Origin of the sequence: Desulforhabdus sp. TSK (assembly GCF_022836495.1) — a bacterium.
In the GTDB taxonomy this organism is placed as follows: Bacteria; Desulfobacterota; Syntrophobacteria; order Syntrophobacterales; family Syntrophobacteraceae; genus Desulforhabdus.
Map to the genome: position 1 here is coordinate 21,337 of NZ_BQXM01000031.1, position 17,044 is coordinate 38,380.

At 52.1% G+C, this 17,044-nt stretch carries 15 protein-coding genes and 1 pseudogene; 4 read left to right on the top strand and 12 right to left on the bottom strand.

Annotated elements, in window-relative coordinates; translation table 11 throughout:
• Positions 1-16: 16 nt before the first annotated feature.
• The 5 genes from MWC30_RS16300 to MWC30_RS16320 all read right to left on the bottom strand — a co-directional run bounded on the left by MWC30_RS16300 (position 17) and on the right by MWC30_RS16320 (position 3,861).
• Positions 17-697: a CBS and ACT domain-containing protein gene (locus tag MWC30_RS16300; protein ID WP_244085261.1), complete on the bottom strand. Its 681-nt coding sequence runs from the start codon at positions 695-697 to the stop codon at positions 17-19.
• A gap of 153 nt (positions 698-850) precedes the next feature.
• Complete coding sequence (rlmN, locus tag MWC30_RS16305) at positions 851-1,945, bottom strand: 23S rRNA (adenine(2503)-C(2))-methyltransferase RlmN (protein ID WP_244085262.1); 1,095 nt, start codon at positions 1,943-1,945, stop codon at positions 851-853.
• Positions 1,942-2,646 (bottom strand): monofunctional biosynthetic peptidoglycan transglycosylase, encoded by a 705-nt coding sequence (gene mtgA, locus MWC30_RS16310; RefSeq protein WP_368860872.1) that lies wholly within the window; start codon positions 2,644-2,646, stop codon positions 1,942-1,944. Before mtgA ends, rlmN begins: the two co-directional genes overlap by 4 nt.
• 140 nt (positions 2,647-2,786) lie before the next feature.
• Positions 2,787-3,089: a putative quinol monooxygenase gene (locus tag MWC30_RS16315; protein WP_244085264.1), complete on the bottom strand. Its 303-nt coding sequence runs from the start codon at positions 3,087-3,089 to the stop codon at positions 2,787-2,789.
• Between the two features lie 178 nt (positions 3,090-3,267).
• A complete protein-coding gene (locus tag MWC30_RS16320; protein ID WP_244085306.1) occupies positions 3,268-3,861 on the bottom strand; it encodes an HD domain-containing protein in 594 nt (197 codons plus the stop codon).
• 386 nt (positions 3,862-4,247) lie between these two features.
• On the opposite strand from MWC30_RS16320, the gene MWC30_RS16325 reads away from it, so the two are divergent.
• Together MWC30_RS16325 and MWC30_RS16330 are read left to right on the top strand one after the other, a co-directional pair.
• A complete protein-coding gene (locus tag MWC30_RS16325) occupies positions 4,248-5,141 on the top strand; it encodes a L,D-transpeptidase (RefSeq protein ID WP_244085265.1) in 894 nt (297 codons plus the stop codon).
• A 101-nt stretch (positions 5,142-5,242) separates the two neighbouring features.
• The gene (locus MWC30_RS16330) at positions 5,243-5,914 is read left to right on the top strand and encodes a murein L,D-transpeptidase family protein (RefSeq protein WP_244085266.1); all 672 of its coding nucleotides are present in this window, start codon (positions 5,243-5,245) and stop codon (positions 5,912-5,914) included.
• A 452-nt stretch (positions 5,915-6,366) separates the two neighbouring features.
• Here MWC30_RS16330 and MWC30_RS16335 read toward each other — a convergent pair whose 3' ends face one another.
• The 5 genes from MWC30_RS16335 to MWC30_RS16355 form a co-directional block, all read right to left on the bottom strand.
• Complete coding sequence (locus MWC30_RS16335) at positions 6,367-8,622, bottom strand: sensor histidine kinase (RefSeq protein WP_244085267.1); 2,256 nt, start codon at positions 8,620-8,622, stop codon at positions 6,367-6,369.
• Positions 8,623-8,729: 107 nt separating this feature from the next.
• The gene (locus tag MWC30_RS16340) at positions 8,730-8,960 is read right to left on the bottom strand and encodes a hypothetical protein (protein WP_244085268.1); all 231 of its coding nucleotides are present in this window, start codon (positions 8,958-8,960) and stop codon (positions 8,730-8,732) included.
• Between the two features lie 118 nt (positions 8,961-9,078).
• Complete coding sequence (locus MWC30_RS16345; RefSeq protein ID WP_244085269.1) at positions 9,079-9,426, bottom strand: hypothetical protein; 348 nt, start codon at positions 9,424-9,426, stop codon at positions 9,079-9,081.
• A 30-nt stretch (positions 9,427-9,456) separates the two neighbouring features.
• Positions 9,457-10,500 carry a sulfite exporter TauE/SafE family protein gene (locus tag MWC30_RS16350; RefSeq protein ID WP_244085270.1) on the bottom strand — a complete coding sequence of 348 codons (1,044 nt, stop codon included), beginning with the start codon at positions 10,498-10,500 and terminating at the stop codon, positions 9,457-9,459.
• Positions 10,501-10,525: 25 nt separating this feature from the next.
• Positions 10,526-10,825: a DVU0150 family protein gene (locus tag MWC30_RS16355; protein WP_244085271.1), complete on the bottom strand. Its 300-nt coding sequence runs from the start codon at positions 10,823-10,825 to the stop codon at positions 10,526-10,528.
• Positions 10,826-11,365: 540 nt separating this feature from the next.
• Between MWC30_RS16355 and MWC30_RS16360 the strand changes: the two genes are divergently transcribed.
• Together MWC30_RS16360 and MWC30_RS16365 are read left to right on the top strand one after the other, a co-directional pair.
• Positions 11,366-13,891, top strand: coding sequence for a sigma 54-interacting transcriptional regulator (locus tag MWC30_RS16360; RefSeq protein WP_244085272.1), 2,526 nt, complete (start codon positions 11,366-11,368; stop codon positions 13,889-13,891).
• Positions 13,892-14,092: 201 nt separating this feature from the next.
• Positions 14,093-14,920 (top strand): L,D-transpeptidase, encoded by an 828-nt coding sequence (locus tag MWC30_RS16365; RefSeq protein WP_244085273.1) that lies wholly within the window; start codon positions 14,093-14,095, stop codon positions 14,918-14,920.
• A 144-nt stretch (positions 14,921-15,064) separates the two neighbouring features.
• Here MWC30_RS16365 and MWC30_RS16375 read toward each other — a convergent pair.
• Together MWC30_RS16375 and MWC30_RS16380 are read right to left on the bottom strand one after the other, a co-directional pair.
• Positions 15,065-16,231: pseudogene (locus MWC30_RS16375) on the bottom strand (ABC transporter permease).
• Positions 16,232-16,804, bottom strand: coding sequence for a hypothetical protein (locus MWC30_RS16380; RefSeq protein ID WP_244085276.1), 573 nt, complete (start codon positions 16,802-16,804; stop codon positions 16,232-16,234).
• Between the last annotated feature and the right edge of the window lie 240 nt (positions 16,805-17,044).

Below are 17,044 nucleotides of genomic sequence, written 5' to 3' on the forward strand. Positions count from 1 at the left end.
GAGTCTCGACATTTCTTCACACGAAAAATTCTCTTTTGTCTTCCCGGTGATCCACTGTGTAGAGCATTGTCGCGCGCTTCTTGAGCTCTTCTTTCAATTGGGGCAGACGGCTGCGGTCCAGGTCGTAGGCCCGGATGTAGACCTTTCGAAAGCCCGCCGGAACGCCTTCGTAAGATCCCAGAATACTTGCAATACGCCCCCCGTATTGCCGGACCGTGTCCGTCAGATTCCGGATGGAGCCGGCACGATCCTCGATCTGAAATGCGAACTGGACCCCCTTCTTTCCAAAGCCGCTGAGAGAGAGCAGCACCTTCAGGAGGTCATCACGGGTAATGATTCCCTGCAGCTCGTTCTTTTCGTTCACGACGGGAGCCCCGGAAATCTTTTCTCGAATGAGGGTCTCCGCAGCTTCTTCCACGGTATAATCGACGGGAATGGTGACAGGATTCTTCGTCATGATATCCTTGATCTTCAGCTTGGACATGAGATAGAGGAGCTCATGAACATCGAGCGTGGTGGCATCGGAGGCGGAAGCCCTCTTGAGATCTGTTTCGGACACCACGCCCGCCAGCTTTCCACGGCTCATGACGGGCAGCATGTTGACCTTGTGCTCCTTGACGAGGCTCAGGGCATGGGACATGGAGTCATCGATGTCGATGGTGATGACGTTTTTGCTCATCCAGTTTTTGACCAGCATACGCAGTTCCCCCTTCTCATATCAATCGTTGTCGTTATACTCGGTGAGGTAAAAAACTTTCGATTTGACGGTTCCCTGTTTTTGTAGGAGCGGCATCCTGCCGCGACGATGAGCCGGTCGCGGCAGGATGCCGCTCCTACAAAAAAGAAGTTTTCAATCCTCAGTGCGTATACAACACCCATCATCCTCAACCGAACATCCACTTGCAGCGAGTGAAGCGCCGAGCTGCCCGCAACCCGCTCGAATACTTCCCCCGCGGGATCGACGCAGAGAGACAAAAATCCCTTCCTCCCCGAGCCATTGGCAGAACCGGTGCACATGCTCACGGGAGGGCGGTTCATACGCCGATGCAGCACCTCCATTGTAAGGAATCACATTGACGCGCACCGGGAGGCCCTCCAGGTAGCGGACCGCATCCAGGGCATGGGCCCTGGAATCGTTCACCCCACGGAGCAGGACATATTCCATGAACAGGACGCCCTTTCTACCGAGAGGAAATTCCTGCAGCTCCTCCTTCAGCCTGATAAGCGGATACCTCGTGTTGATGGGCATGAGCCGGCTGCGAAGCGCATCATTGGCCGCGTTCAGGGAGACCGCCAGGCGAAGCTGCGGCAGGTGCAGCGCACCCAGCCTTCGAATGCCGTCGGCATGGCCGCAGGTCGACAGGGTCATGTGACTGTAAGCCACATTAAAACCGCGCTGGTCGTTCAGCACATGCATGGCCTGCAGAACGGCCTCGAAATTGTCGAGGGGCTCTCCCATGCCCATGAACACGATGTTGTCGATGCCGCGCCCCAGCAGGAACCGAGCCGCAAAGAGCTGCCAGACGATTTCTTCAGGCTCCAGGTTGCGCACAAACCCCATTTCCCCCGTCGCACAAAACCTGCAACCCATCCTGCAGCCCACCTGGGATGAAAGGCAAAGCGTCGTTCGCCCCGGCGCGGAGATGATGACCGACTCGATGCAGCCGCCATCGGACAGGGCGGACGCAAACTTCAAAACCCCTTTTTCCTCCTGGGCGACAATGCGGCAGGCAGGAAGCTCCAGGTCACGTTCCAGCTGCCGGGCGAAGGCTTGGGAACGGGAAAACTCGGGCAGGTGCTTCAGCGAGATGCTGCCCCTCTTGAAGATCTCCCGATACAGGGCGGCGGCGTGATAAGCCCCCTTCCCGTAACGCTGCTGCAGGACCGTGGTCAACTCCCCGAAGGTCAGAGCCAGCACCTTTACGCCTGATTGTTCCCTGTTCACTGTGTGACGTTCCTCAGGTAAGCATCCCCAAGGTTTTTCATCTGCCTCTGAATCCACAGGGATCGTTTCAATACATAGGTAGTTGGGGCCGGCACTCTGTACTTTGCCGGGTTTGGAAGGACTGCGGCCAGCAGGGAGGCTTCCCGCCTGCTGAGCTGCGAAGCCTGCTTCTTGAAGAAAACCTTCGCCGCCGCCTGGACGCCGTAAATTCCCTCTCCAAACTCTGCAATGTTGAGATAGGTTTCCAAAATACGCTTTTTAGGCCACAAAACTTCCACCCACACCGTCAGAAAGGCTTCCAGCCCTTTGCGGATGAGACTCCTGCCGTTCCATAAGAAAAGATTCTTGGCCACCTGCTGGGTGATGGTGCTCGCACCCCGATATTGCCCGTCATCCGCCCCCTCTTCCAGGGCCAGCCGGATGGATTGAAAATCGAAGCCCCAATGACGCAGGAACTTTTGATCTTCCGCCGCCACAACGGCAAGGGCGACGTGGGGAGAAATGGAATCCAGCGGCACCCACTGGTAACGCATTCCTCTCCCCTTCTTCTCCTCCAGCATCCCGGCTATGTATCGTTCCGCCATGAATGCACTGAAGGGCGGGGGAACCACACGCAGTACCAACAGCATCACGCATGGAAAGAGCAGTAGAAATACCAATGCTATTGAAATTTTCCGTCGCAATGTTCGATGAATTCCCACCTTCGCGCGAGTACGCGCTTCCTGCAGATTGCCCTTCCGTGTGGTGCTCGTCGAGAAGGTGCCTGCGCTTCCGGAGGACCTGCGGGGAAGCATTGTATGCTTGAGGCTGCGCCACATCCCTGCAGTCCTTAGCCTGCTATTCAACACTTTTCGCTTTTCATTTCCCACAGGCTGATCCGGGTGGGCTCGGCCATCAGGCCTTCAGCCCTTTCCCTGAATTTTTTCATATGCTCTGTTCCCAGGTGAGCGTTCAGAGCTTCCCTGCCGGTCCAGTTCTCATAGAAAAGAAATGAAGTCGTGTCCTCCAGCGACTGATGCAGATCATAATTCAGACACCCGACATCGGAACGGGAGGGTTCCACAATGGACAGGAGCTCCTGTTTCAGCTGGTCTTCCATCCCTTTTTTCGCCTTAAGCTGCGCCACTACAGTAATAGCACCCATCATCATCTCCTCTACGTATACTCGATAAGGTACAAAACTTTCGATTCTATAGCTTCCTGTCTTTTGTAGGAGCGGCATCCTGCCGCGACTGGCCGGCACCTGTCGCGGCAGGATGCCGCTCCTACAAGAACAAAGTTTTCAATCCTTAAATGCGTATATCTTCCTCCATTGGTATTGCTCACTCCCAAAGCATATTTCCGGCGACCGCATCGTCAATGAGCTTCGCAGCGTACTTCCACAGCGTCGGGGCGCCCAGTTCCATGTGCCGATTCCGTGCGACCACCAGGTCCTTCTTCACTCCGTGGTGCTGCCACATCTTTCCACCCGTGGTGTAATTGTGGATCAAGGGCTGCAGGCGATCGAGAGCGGCGGCAAATCGCGATTCAGGGGTCTGTCCCCTTTCGAATTCATCCCACAATGCACGCAGCTCAACTGCCTGATCAGCAGGCAGGATATTGAAGATACGGTCCGCCGCCGCCTGCTCCCTCTGAGCCTTGTCCGCATGACCCTCTATATCGTAACAGTACGTGTCTCCGGCGTCGATTTCAACGAGATCGTGGATCAGCAGCATTTTGACGACGCGAAAGACGTCGATGTCCCGCTCCGCCGCATATTCGTGAAGGAGGATCGCCATGGCGGCAATGTGCCAGGAATGTTCGGCGGAATTTTCCAGGCGCGAGGCATCGGTGAGCAGCGTCTGCCTCACGACTTGCTTCAGCTTGTCAATTTCAATGACGAATTGAACCTGTTTTTCAAGACGTTCCATGGTCACGGCCAAAGATCTTCCCCTTTCCTGTTGGTCTGTCTGTTCACAAGGTTGGTGACTCGACGTCACCCCGGTGAAAACCGGGGGCCAGAACATCTTCATTTTCTTGGATTCCGGCTTTCGCCGGAATGACAAAAGTTGGTTAAGCCATGAACAATGCAGTCTGTTCAGGCCCCATGCGCTTCATTCGCTTTTGACCCTACTGCCACCCGTCGTTCAGGTGCGTTTTCCGTCCGCATCCTTCAAACCGACGGGAATAGAAAATTTCGACGACTGAATCAAGCTTTTACCATCTAATCGTTGAAAGTCGATAGATTCTCTGGTAGGGCTTACCGCCGACAGGATCTTCGTCTTGCGCTTTGGCAGAACGAGTAAAATTGAAGCTGAACAGGATGGTTGATACGAATCGACGGTTATGCCTTCTCTTGAGGCCGGCTTGGACGGGGCTTTTCCTTGCCTGCATCCTGCTGTGCGGCTGTGCCCCAAAGCAGGTCAATCTCAACCAGATCTATGACCGGCCCCATCCCGAGGAGGAAAAGGAGAACCTGACCAAAACGCCCCAGGCCTCTCCTCCCAAGGCAGCCGTCAAGAAAGCAGCCCCCGAGAAGCAATGGAAAAAGCGGGTTGTCACCGAAGCAGAGCTTCAGAAGCTCCGGCAGAAAGATCCGGAACTGAACCGACTCACATGCCTTGAGATTCTGGCGCGCCTCAACGGGAAAGCCTCTTATTACATAGCCCGGGACATCAAAGCAAAGCGCCCCATGAAGGTACCCCTGGATTTTCATTCTTTCAAGACCTGGTCCCCCTTGCCGGACCGCATCGAATGTATTAAAACATTTCCCAAACTTATTCTGGTGGTGAAAAATATTCCCTTCATCGGATGGTACGAGAAGGGAAAGCTCGTCGGGGACACCATCGTCTGTATCGGGAAAAAATCTGAATGGACTCCGAGAGGCCTCTACAAAGTGGAGGAAAAGGATGAACAGCACGTCTCTCAGAGTTATCCCAATGCCTATGGCCGGCCGGCAGCCATGCCCATGGCCCTCAAGGTCTACAAAAATATCTGGATTCACGCAGGGGATGTCGTGGGAGGTTATTCTTCCCACGGCTGCATCAATCTTCCGTTCGCCTCCGCCGAAGCACTCTTCAGGTGGGCGGAGATAGGAACGGCAGTCCTCATTACGGCATCACTGAAGGATTTACAGACGGACCTCAATGGGTGTAAAAGGATTTCGCCCTCGGGATCCGCTCCCCAAAAGGCTTCAGGCCCCCCCAGCACAAAATGAGGCGCGCATTTTGCAATTTTCTCTGTCAGCGATTTGGTAGGGAGCATGTTTGCTGCCGGTGAGTGTTCCAGTCGGAAACACAAATGAGTGAGGAAGAAAAGATGAAAGGGAGCCCGTTGAATCGCAGGAAAAAATCCAGGATTGTTTTGCCACTCTTTTTTTCACTTGTCTTGTTGCTGCCTTCTTGTACGTCCGTGAGCAAACCGCCCGCCCTCACCAAATGTACATTCCCACCGCCCAGCACCTTCATCCCGGAATTTGAAGGCGTTCCTTACTGCGGAGTCAATTACGACCTGCCCCTGTCTGCGGTTTCCAAGCCGGAAATCTACGTATTGAAAAAAGACAGACGGCTTTTGCTCATCAACGAGGGGATTCTGGTGAGAGACTACAAAGTCGGACTCGGACCCAATCCCACAGGCGACAAGAGCTATCGCGGAGACGGGCGCACCCCGGAAGGGGAATTCATTATCTGCAAGAAGAACGGCAGCAGTAAATTTTACAAATCCCTCGGGCTGAACTACCCCAATTTCAGGCATGCCGAGGAGGCCCTCCGAGAGGGACGCATCTCCCCGGACCAGTACAATGAGATCGTTAGAGCCAATCAATGCATGACCCTCCCCCCCTTTAACACCACCCTTGGGGGAGCCATTTTCATCCACGGCGGTGGAGGTCGCCTGGACTGGACGGAGGGTTGCATCGCCGTCAGCAACAGCATCATGGACGAGCTTTTTCAAGTCATTGACGTCGGAACCCCTGTAAAAGTCCTGCCATGAAATAAAGATCTGAGGGCACCCAACATTGAGAGGAGCTAATGCCGCGTAGATTGCATATCCTCAAGGACAATGGGTGACTGTAGCGCCAGAGTTAAGTACCTTAGCAAAAGTTTTCTAACAAAACGAACCGTTCGTCCTGAGCCTGTCGAAGGGCACAACCAGACATGCCCTTCGACAGGCTCAGGACGAACGGACAGCAAGACAAAATGTTAAGAAATATATGCTCAGGTACTTAAGTCTCGCATGGTTATATGCTGCTACCTTCGGGGCTCGCGAGAAACTCTCCTCATTCAGGCATGGTTTCGAGTTATCGAAGCCATGCCTTTCCCCATGGCCTTTGGAATATGTAAGCGCTGAAACCCATGGTTGTCACAGTAATATTTTGAAACTGAGTGGAGACTGTGTCGGTGCGGCAGGTTCGGTACTGCCTCTCCGAGTTCGTCCCTGATTTATCACGTGGCGCAAGAAGTTCGACGTTTTATTTGCATGGGAAGGGTTTCCGTGACCGGAAGAGAAACCGTGAAGGTAGTTCCCAGATTGTCGCGCACTTCCTCCTCGGTATGGCTCTCGCACGAGACAGTTCCACCGTATTTGGAGATGATCCCGTGAGTTACTGAAAGGCCAAGTCCCATTCCGCCCCCCACATCCCTTGTCGTATAAAATGGATCAAAGATCCTCTGCCGGGACTCTTCCCTGATTCCGTGCCCATTGTCCGACACCAAAATTTCCAGTCGATGCGCGTCAGCACCCAGCCTTGTTATAATGCCAAGTTTACCTTGCCCATTCATTGCCTGAACAGCATTTTGGAGCAGATTGAAAAATGCCTGTCCCAATTGTCTTGGATTTCCTCTTGCTTTCGGCAGCCCGTCAGTCAGTGCGACAATCAGCTGGATTTCGCGTTGACTCAAGACAGGTCGCATGTCAGATAGAACCGCGCTGATTATGGCATTCACGTCACAGTATGCATCCTCTTCCTCACTGATTTGGGCGAAGCGCAACAGATTTTCTACGATGCACTTGCAATGCAGGCCATGTTTTTCGATGGTCTTCAGATCATCGTATTCACTACTCTTTGGCTCAGTTTTTTCGAGGAGCAGCTCACAGAAGCCTAAAATTATACCGAGTGGATTATTGAGCTCATGGGCCACACCCCCAGCCAACGTCCCCAGTGAAGCCAGCTTTTGGTCCCTCATACACTGCTCTTCCAGCCTCTTCCGATCTGTGATGTCCCTTCCGATGCACAGAGCAAGTTTCCCGTCATCAACACCTCCTTTGAACGGAATGTAACGAATGTTGAACCAGCAGCTCCGGTCATTAAATCTGAATGACGTTTCCATCCATTGCCCGTCCCCTGTTTCAACAGTTTTACGTATCAAGTCCATCTGCTCATCAGCCTTTTCTTTTTCCATGAAGCAGCTGAGCTTCTGCCCATCCAATGGATCACCATCAATGCTAAAACGTCTGATCATTTCGGCATTTGCCGTTTGGATAGTACCATGACGATCCACCGTGAAGATAAAGTCCTCGGCGCTCTCGACGAGTGAACGGTATTTTGCCTCAGAAAGCTCCAGCTCTTTGATGTAACGCTTCATATCCTTTGTCCTAACAGCTACCTGCTCCTCGAGTGGGGCCGACCATCGCACTTCATAGAGCAATATCGACACGGTGCAGAGAACAATGATAAAGACAACCAAACACTGAAGCAGGATCTGTTTCACATAGACCCAATTGACCATCCCGTCGATTTCGTGCGCCGGCGTGACAACAGCTACAGACCATTGGTGCGAAACATCAAGGCAGCGTATTTGAAGAGGAGTGTAGGCAATGATTTTTTCGATTGGCTCTGCTCCCTTCCTCTGCCAACCAGAAAAATATATCCCCACGCCTTCCTTTCCCTCCCGCATGTTTTTTCTCTGCAAATCATTGATTCGAATCACGGATTCATCAAGATTGCTCGCGTGGCGAATAGTGAATGCATCTTCGCCGACTAAGAATCCTTCCGGGTGGTAGAGAAAATTCCCCGAGGCATCGATCACCCAGGCATATCCGGTCTTCCCGGACGTGATGGGTTGGCAGATCCGATGAAGTAGCCCACCAACATCCAGAGTGGCGCAAAGATAGCCTGCGAATTGGATGCCTTCATGTGGATACGTCCCATTGGTGAACTGCTTATAGATGGCAATGACCAGGTCCAAAACCACGCATCGCCTGCCGCCTCCAAAATCACTCCAGTAAACCTTGCTTCCCATCGTTTTGCCGCGGTTGTTCACGTCCGAGGCCCATGCGAGATATTTGTCCTCTGACTTGCATCGACCTGAAAACCCAAGTTCCATCCCTGCTTTGTTTAGCAAAAACAATAGATTGCCATTAGGGTCGACTTTGCGGAATTCAATGATGTCATCCTGGCCTAATATGGACATTGCAGAAAGAAAAAAGGCCTTATCGGATACAAAATCAACAGATTGGATGGAGGAGAAGGAACTGAGAAGAGCCAAATCAGAGGTGGCATTGCGAAAACTTGCTTCAACCATGAAAGCGGATGCTCTGGCCAAAACCAATTGCTGTTGATTGTACCGGTCCCTGATGATCGCCCTCATATTACGTGCTGTCGATATGCCAAGATACAAGGATCCTCCCACGAGGAGGATAACGACGATACCCGTTAACCTCAAAATCCCATGAAGTTTGATCCTCTCGTTTGTTTCCATAAAGACTACTCTACCTGCAAGGCGAGGGTTTTACTAAAGTATGGTTTGCCCCATCATCGCAAGTCAATGACGCACGATGCTTTCAACGGCTTGAGTTTTATACGGATTCAACCGATCATTTCGTGGGACTGGCTGGTCCGCGAGCGCAACATTCTAATGCAAATTTTCGCAACAACGAGGGTAATGAGGGCCATGGGAATGAATGATCGTAAAAAAATGGCGGTCATATTTTCCATGTCTTGTTGGGCAAGGAAAATGCTGCAGGTCAACTCCGCCAGCAGCAGCACATCCATAACCACAACAGCAATTCTTTGCTTCAGATTGGACACATTTTTCATACCCGCTGCGTCTCCTTTCCTTCAGTGGAGCCTATTGCTTCTCTGATATGGCCAGCAACAACGTGAAATGCCCGTCCTGCCCAGAAGGGCATTTCACGCCATTCTCTCACGGTTGAGTCTACTTTTTCCTTAAGTCTTGCTTGGAGACGTTCATCACCTTAAGGGCCAGTCTTTCGGTCCCTTTCACGTCATAAGCGATTCGCAGTATATCTCCTACTTCGGGCGTGATACCGATAACCGCATCTTTCACATTGTATGAGGAAAGCACTCCCGTAGGCTCTCCGTAAGGATGCTTCTCGCTGAAGTTCAAATTGTACTCTTCTATGGTGATTGTCTTGGTTTCGTTGTTATAAATGCTGCACTTTCCCTGGCTGACTTCTGCCGCCCTCGCCACACCCATGAAGGAAAAGAACGCAATGACAAAAATCATGCATTTGGAAAGCACTCTCGCACGTAATCGTTTCATAACCAGCTCCCTTTCCATGTACTGTTAACTTTAGACGACGGCTGCCGCATCTTCCCGTATTCGCTTTTCCCGAAGCTCGTTGGCTGCGCCTTTGAACATTATTCCCATGATATATATACAGATGATGCCGATGGCGCTGAGGATAACAGCTGCGGCAGAAGCACTGTAGTTGAACTGTTTGAGAATAATGGAAACCATACACGCGAGCACTGCACACCCAAATGCCACTCGGATTCCATAACCTTTGGCGTATTTTGTGGCGACGGTTCCTATCTGTGCGCCAATGGCAGCACCCGTGAGCATTACAAACACCGCTATGAGCTCAATGCGCCCCTTTAAAGTATAGGTGAAGGCACCGTAGAGTCCGGAAATCATGACCTCAAAGAGGTCTGTTCCGACGGCGATATGCGTCGGGCACCCGATGAGATAGACCAGTGCCGGCATGCGGAGCAATCCGCCGCCGATGCCAAGGAAGCCGGCGAGGACGCCTGTTACGAAACTGACCGTAATCGGCAGCCAAGCTGAGCAGGTGAAACCGGCTGTCTTGAAATGGACCATGGGAGGAATTTTTATTTTATGGAAGGTCTTGTACCAAGTGATTCCTTCAGCACCTTTTTCCCCGTCAACCTGACCGGCCTTCCTTTTCTGAACGGCTTTGAAATAATCGTAAAAAACCATGAAAGCTATCAGCATGAGAAAGCCTACATAAACCCAGCGCACTACGGATCCCACCATGCCCAACCGCTCGAGATACATGATGATCTGAGCACCACATTCGATGCCCACCATCGTCCCGACCAGCATGACAAAGCCCAACTTGTAGTCAACATTGCCGAATTTTGAATGACGCATGGTCGAGATCATGGACTTGCCTGCGATATGGGCGATGTCCGTTCCAATGGCAAACGCCATGGGAAATCCCAGGATATTCAGCCCCGGAGTCACCATCCAGGCGCCTCCCATTCCGAAAAACCCCCCGATAACACCGACCGAGAATCCGATAAGAACGAGACCCGGCCAGAAGATATTCACGCCGGCAATTGGCATATACATATATAACCAAGAAGCATCCATCTTTTTGTCTCTCCTTTCTGGAGGTTTAATGTTCGATGATTTTGCGTGACTTCAAATCCAGACCGGTTCTCGACATTATAAAATCCATGAGCACACCCAGTATAACGCCCCAAAGAGCGGTTAGTACGACTGCCCATACAGCGAAGAGCAATATGTTCGTATTGTAGAGATTGGCAAAATACTTTTCGATTCCACTTGAAACACGACGAGTATCGGCGACAACGACAAGCATTGAGGCTGGGCCTCCTGCCGCCCAGCCCATAGAGGTGATAGATAAATAGAAAATCGTGCATAACGTAATGATTTTTCTAGATAGTGTTTTCATAAGGTCCTCTTCCGTAAGGATTGATTGCCGAAGTAGTCATCTGAACTCGCGACTGCCTATCTTTAGGCTTTGTTCTCTCCAGTATTTTTATCCCCCTTGTCTTTGAAATGATTCGTTAGGCCATAGTTTCTCCTCAAAATGCTTATGCGTCCTCGGCCACGGCATTGCCTAATTATCAAGAGCAATTGGTGCGCCAAGGCGTATTGCTCGATTCATATTTTTGTGAATATTCCTATTCATTGAAGATATTTAAAAGTTTTGAAGAAAACTTATCCAAAGGGTATACTGCATGGTTCAAGTTTATAATCATGCAGTACACCCGCAGAATAAATTTAGAGACAACAGAATCTGGCAAAACCATCCTGAAAAAAGGGCAAAAATAGGTCGAAACAGGCAAGTCATTTGAAGATCGCGCAAAAGAATGGTATATTATTTTGAACATATCCTGCTGGATTGAGTTTCTGGTTTGGACAGCAAGTTCGCGTCCCAGGGATGTGACGCGGTAATTGAATGTTGGCTTCGAAATGCCCAAGGATGCCCATGAGCTTCTTTCAGGACGTTTATAATGAATCGAAACCCCGTTTCTTTGGCATTTCCAATCTGCGTTCTTTGCGCATTCGAACGAAGCTCCTCTTTGCTCTGATTCCCCTCACCATTCTGATTCTCATCGCAACCGGCTTCATTACAAACTGGTTTTCCAGCCAGTTCCTGAATGAAGCCATACAAAGAAATGTTCGTCTCCAAACTCTTGCTTTGGGACATGAAGTGGAGATCTTTCTCAACCAGTGCAAGGAAGACCTCTTGGAACTGCGCCATGGACCAGTGACTGAGCTGAAATTGATCGAATTTTGGAAATCTCAAAAAGCTATCAGGGGATGGGAGTATGCTGGACTGGCTTATCTATCAGAAAATATAAGTGAATCAATCTATCTCGTTTCAAAGGATGGAACCATGATGAAGGTTTCATACACGGATATCCCTCTCATTCGTCCCGACCCTCGAAACCTGCTGGAGAAGCTGCAGGCATCGGAGAAGGATAGCGTCTGGCTTTCTCCCGTCATAGAAGGCGTTTATCCTTTGACCTCCGACTTATCACACCCTGAAAACATAGCCAAGAAAGTCATTCGTCTTGCCACGCATGTTCTTAAAGAAGACGGCTCACCCAATGGAGTTCTTTTACTTGCAGTGAGCGTATACCAATTGAGGGACATCCTCTCGCGGTTCAATTCAACCCAGTCTCCAATTTTTGCATTCATCAGGAGTCCTGAACTCAGATATTCGTTTTTCTTCGATACGGACGGATGGACATGGTTTCAGTCGGAGGAGGCAGTGGGAAAAGACATAAAGCTCTCCACCGAGACAGCACGTAGCGGCTTTTCGGGAACATTTGGAAAACCCGGTTTGCCCAGTGCTTTCAGACCATTCCCAGAGCACCTCGATTATTGGCGAATGGTAAAGGATGTTCAGCAGGGAAAGTCGGGACTGATAACTCTGAAGCAGGATGGCTCCAATTATCCTTCCATGGCCCATTCATTCTACATGGGATATACTCCCGTACGATTTGTGTCCGGACCAGATATGGATCCAATCGTTTTTGCGGGTGTCGGCCTTGTGGATCGTAGCAGGTTGGGACTTTGGGCTGGATATCGCCAAGTGGATGTGATCTTCATCATCGCCTTGGGCACCACTTTTCTCATTTCTCTTTTCGTGTACATTCTGAGCCGAGTCATTACTCGTCCTATCCTTGACTTGGCAGCTGCAGTAAATAGAATCCAAGAAACGGGTCAGATGGACGAGATCTCCCTCTCCGACCACGACTATGAAACAAGCTTTCTCAAATACTCCATCAACAAAATGCTTGCGACCATAAGATATCAGGTTGAGGAGATCCGGCTAAAGGACGAAAGTCTACTGGAAGCGGCTCAGCGCGAAACGGCGAAATTAGAGGAAGAAATCAGGGCACTCAAACAGCACTTTTGCTTTCATGATATCAAAGAGATCGTGGGAATGAGCCCGGCTGTCGAAGCGCTCAGGGTCGATATTCTGAAGGTCGGTGCTGTGGATGCCGATGTCCTCATTCTCGGGGAAACCGGGACAGGAAAGCAACTGACTGCCGAAGCAATCCACAGGATCAGTCATCGATCGATCAAACCTTTTGTCTCCATTAACTGCGGTGCCTTGGACGAGAGTCTTCTCCTGGATGAGCTCTTCGGACACGTAAAAGGTGCCTTCACCGAAGCTAAATGGGATCGGAAGGGCGCTTTTCTGGCTGCGGACGGCGGAACCCTTTTCTTGGATGAGATCGGTACGGCATCGCCCAAGGTACAGCAGACCCTGCTACGCGCTATTTCCATGCGAAGGGTTGCACCACTCGGAAGCGACCGGGAATATGACGTGGACGTTCGACTTCTCGCCGCTACAAATGAGGACCTCAAGAATTTGGTCGAAACGGGTCGATTTCGTGAAGATCTTTATTATCGCCTGAACGTTGTCACCATTCGAACCCCCGCATTAAGAGACCATATGGAAGATGTTCCGCTTCTTTTAGACCATTTTCTAAAAGAAGCCAGCAGGGAGATGCACAGGGAATATATGGACATAAGCCGAGGGGCTCTAAACAAGATCAAGACCTATCGATGGCCCGGAAATGTCAGAGAGCTCAAGAACTGCATCACCCGTGCCGTCGCCATGGCCGAAAGCTCAGTGATCCAGGAGGTGGACATACGCCTGGAACTTGAGGGCAATACGCTTATGAGCACTTCAAACGAGAGAAGTACTCAGTCCCATTCGTTCAGCATAGTAAATGAGGATGATTATCCACTTCCTCCAGGAGTGCAACTCAATGAACGTCAGAAAAAAGCCCTTCCCGTTCTCCTTAAAAATGGCCAAATCAGTCGCTCCGAATACCAGACAATCGTGGGAAATGGATTTCCCACACGCACAGCAGCATATGATTTGCAAGAACTGGTAAAAAGAGGGGTTGTTGTTATGATAGGGCGTGGCCCCGCAACACGCTACAAGTTGGTCAAACCACAGCGAGTGGCAGACCAAGACATGGATGGCTGAGGGATGGCGGTCACTGACCACAATGCAAGGCGGACCAATGATAGCCAACGTATCGAGGTCACATCATCATCCCGACAATGCTCCGCGCACTAACGCTTGTCATTAAATTTATGTCAAATTCATCAAATTTGCTAAATTGCATGATCGATGCCGCCGGAGCATTACGAAGTACGTATAAAATCATTGAGAAGGATCAGAAAAGTGCAGCAGAGGCAAAACAAGGTGGGATGGAAATCTCTCTTGATTCTGATGGGGTGCACGCTCTTCTGGGGATGCGCCGGCCAGAATGCTCAGCCCATTCGGGCAGATCGGATACAGCCTTCCCTGGCGATCCCGGAACCGACGCTCCCCCCCGCCTCCCAGCCCACAGACTTCGGTTGGACGCGACGCTCCCTGACGGAGGACGACATCATGCTGGCCTGCGAAAAGGACCCTGACCTCACACCCAACCAGTGCAAGGAAATCCTGGCGCGCATGAACGCCAAGGCTCCCTACTATATTTCCGAGGACATTCGATCCGGCCGTACGCTGAAAGTTCCCAACAACTTCAGGGCATTTGCCCACTGGACACCCCTGCCGCGCGCCATCCCGGAAATCCGCGACATTCCCCAGCTGGTGCTCATCGACAAGGAAAACTTCTTCATCGGCTGGTACGAAAAGGGTGCGCTCAGGGGAGACACCCAGATCTGCATTGGCAAACCGGGAGAAGACACTCAAACGGGAATCTACCGGGTCCTCGAAAAGGACCCCGACCACTACTCGCGAAGCTACTCCAATTCCTACGGCCGCCCTGCCTGGATGCCCTGGGCCCTCAGGATCTATGACACGGTGTGGATCCACGCGGGAGACATCACAACTCCCTATTGTTCCCACGGGTGCGTGACGCTTCCCCTGGAACCGTCCATGGAGCTTTTCCGCTGGTCCGATGCCGGCACTCTGGTCCTGGTCATCGACTCCCTGAACGACCTGCAACGGGATCTCAGAAAGCACGCTGCCTTCATGCGCTCCGTGAAGGTTTCTTCTCAATAGCGGTCCATTCGACAAGTCCCAAAACAGTGGCAAAGACCGAAAGACGTTCAGCGGCAGTCAGCGCACGCCAGTGTCAGCGTTCATCAGCGTACGCCATGGCGTCGTGTCCCTTTTCCGCCTCCAAAGAACGCACTGCTCCCTGCATCACGCCTCTCGCAAGGCTTCCACAATGTTCATGCGGGCAGCCCGAAAGGCGGGCAGGATGCCGCCGGCAAAGCCCATGAGGATGGAAAAGACGAGGGCCTCGCAGACGACTTCGCGGGTGAGGGCGAAGCGGAAGGCCAGTTCAGAAAAGGTCTGGAAGTTCGTGGTGGAGATGGTGAAAAATTGCAGGAATGATGCAAAAAAAAGCCCTGCCAGCCCTCCGAGGAGAGCCAGAATGAGGGATTCCAGCAGGAAGGTGAGGAGGATGCTGCCCCGCTGAAATCCCAGGGCTCGCAGGGTTCCGATTTCTCCCGTCCGATTGGCCACGGCGGAATACATGGTGATCATGGCCCCCACGATGGCCCCGAAGGAAAATACGACCGTGAGAGAAATGCCCTAAATGCGCAAAAACTTGGCGAGGGCTGCCGACTGATCTTCGTAGTACTGGGTTTCGCGCTTGGCTTCCAGGGTCAACCTGGGATCGCCTTCGATGCGCTCCTGCACCGCTTTGAAAGCCTCTGTCCCTTTCAGTTTGAAGACAATGGAAGAGTAGACGGGCCTGCGGAATGCTTGCATGAGCTGGTCCACATCGCCCCACATTTCTGAATTGAAGCCCATCTCCCCGGCGTCAAAGATGCCCACCACCTTCCATGACTGTGTGGCGAAGAAAATCTCTTCCCCCAGTCCCACATTCTTGAAACGCTTGGCCACACTCTGCCCCACCATGATTTCCGCGAGCCCCGGCCGCGGCAGGCGCCCGGCGATAAGCTTCACCTGGGGCCGCAGCGCCAGGGAAGCCTCGGAAATGCCCCGGATGACGACGTTGGCGCGGCTCTCCGTCCCCCGTTTGACGAGGGTGATGAGCACCACCAGCTCCTTGGCCAGCAACCGCCTGCCGTCGGTTCCAATGGCCACTTCCGGCTGTGTTTCCACGATGGCCGCCTGGTCCCGCTCCACGCCGCTCTGGACCTCCGACCCGGAGCCGCGCCGAACGACAACAACATTTTCGAAGGACCCCGTCTGCACCAGTGTCTTCCGAAGCCCCTCGGCCAGCATGACAATGGAAGCGAAGGCAAAGACCACGAGGGCCATTCCCGAAGCGGTGAGCACCGTCGTCAGGCGGCGTGTCAGCAGGTTTCGAACGCTGTAGAAAAAGAGCAGTCGCATTCAGGCGATTCTCCCGAGGCCCTCGGCAATGCGCACCGACACGGCCTTTTTGTAGCGTGCCTCGGCAGCATCGACATCCAGCTCGGACACATAGCCCTTTGCCACGACCTTCTTCCTGCGCTCATAGGCCTGGCGGGCATCCACAAGCTCCGCCTCGGCCTGCTTGAGGTTGAGGCGCGCCACTTCCACATTGGCTTTGGCACGCTCCCGGGTAGACTGGGCGTCTTCGTTTTCCAGGCGGGCCACCAGGCCACCCTTCTTCACCACACTCCCCTCTTCCACCCCAAGATAGACGAGCCGACCCGTGATCTTGCTCGCCAGGGCCGCCTTGCGCTGCGCCACGACATAGCCGCTGGCATTGAGGAGTGTGAAGGTCTGAGAGGGGAAAAGTCTCTGGACGTTCACCACTCGAACATTCATGGCGGGCGTCAGCAGGCCCTCGCGATAAAGAGCCACGGCAACCGTGAGCAACAGAAGGCCCGTGATCAGAAAGATATAGCGCTTCCTTCTGCCCCGGCGGGCAGGTGCAGAAGACTTGTCGATGCGGAGCTTCGAAAGGTCTTCATCGGCCATACATGGAGGCTCCTCTTATTCAAGAACTTGAGTGCTTGAGCGGGAAAAAAATCAAGATGCAAAGAATGCCAAAGCAACATAATACCCGTGCAGGATCATGAACAGAAGAAATGGACGGACGATGTGCATTGAGATTGAGCGAATCGTTTCTATATTGAGTCGAGTGGAACTGAACGAATAGTTGGAACCGACTGTTCTGATTTGCCAAAAACATATCCATCGAAACATTCAGCAGGAGGA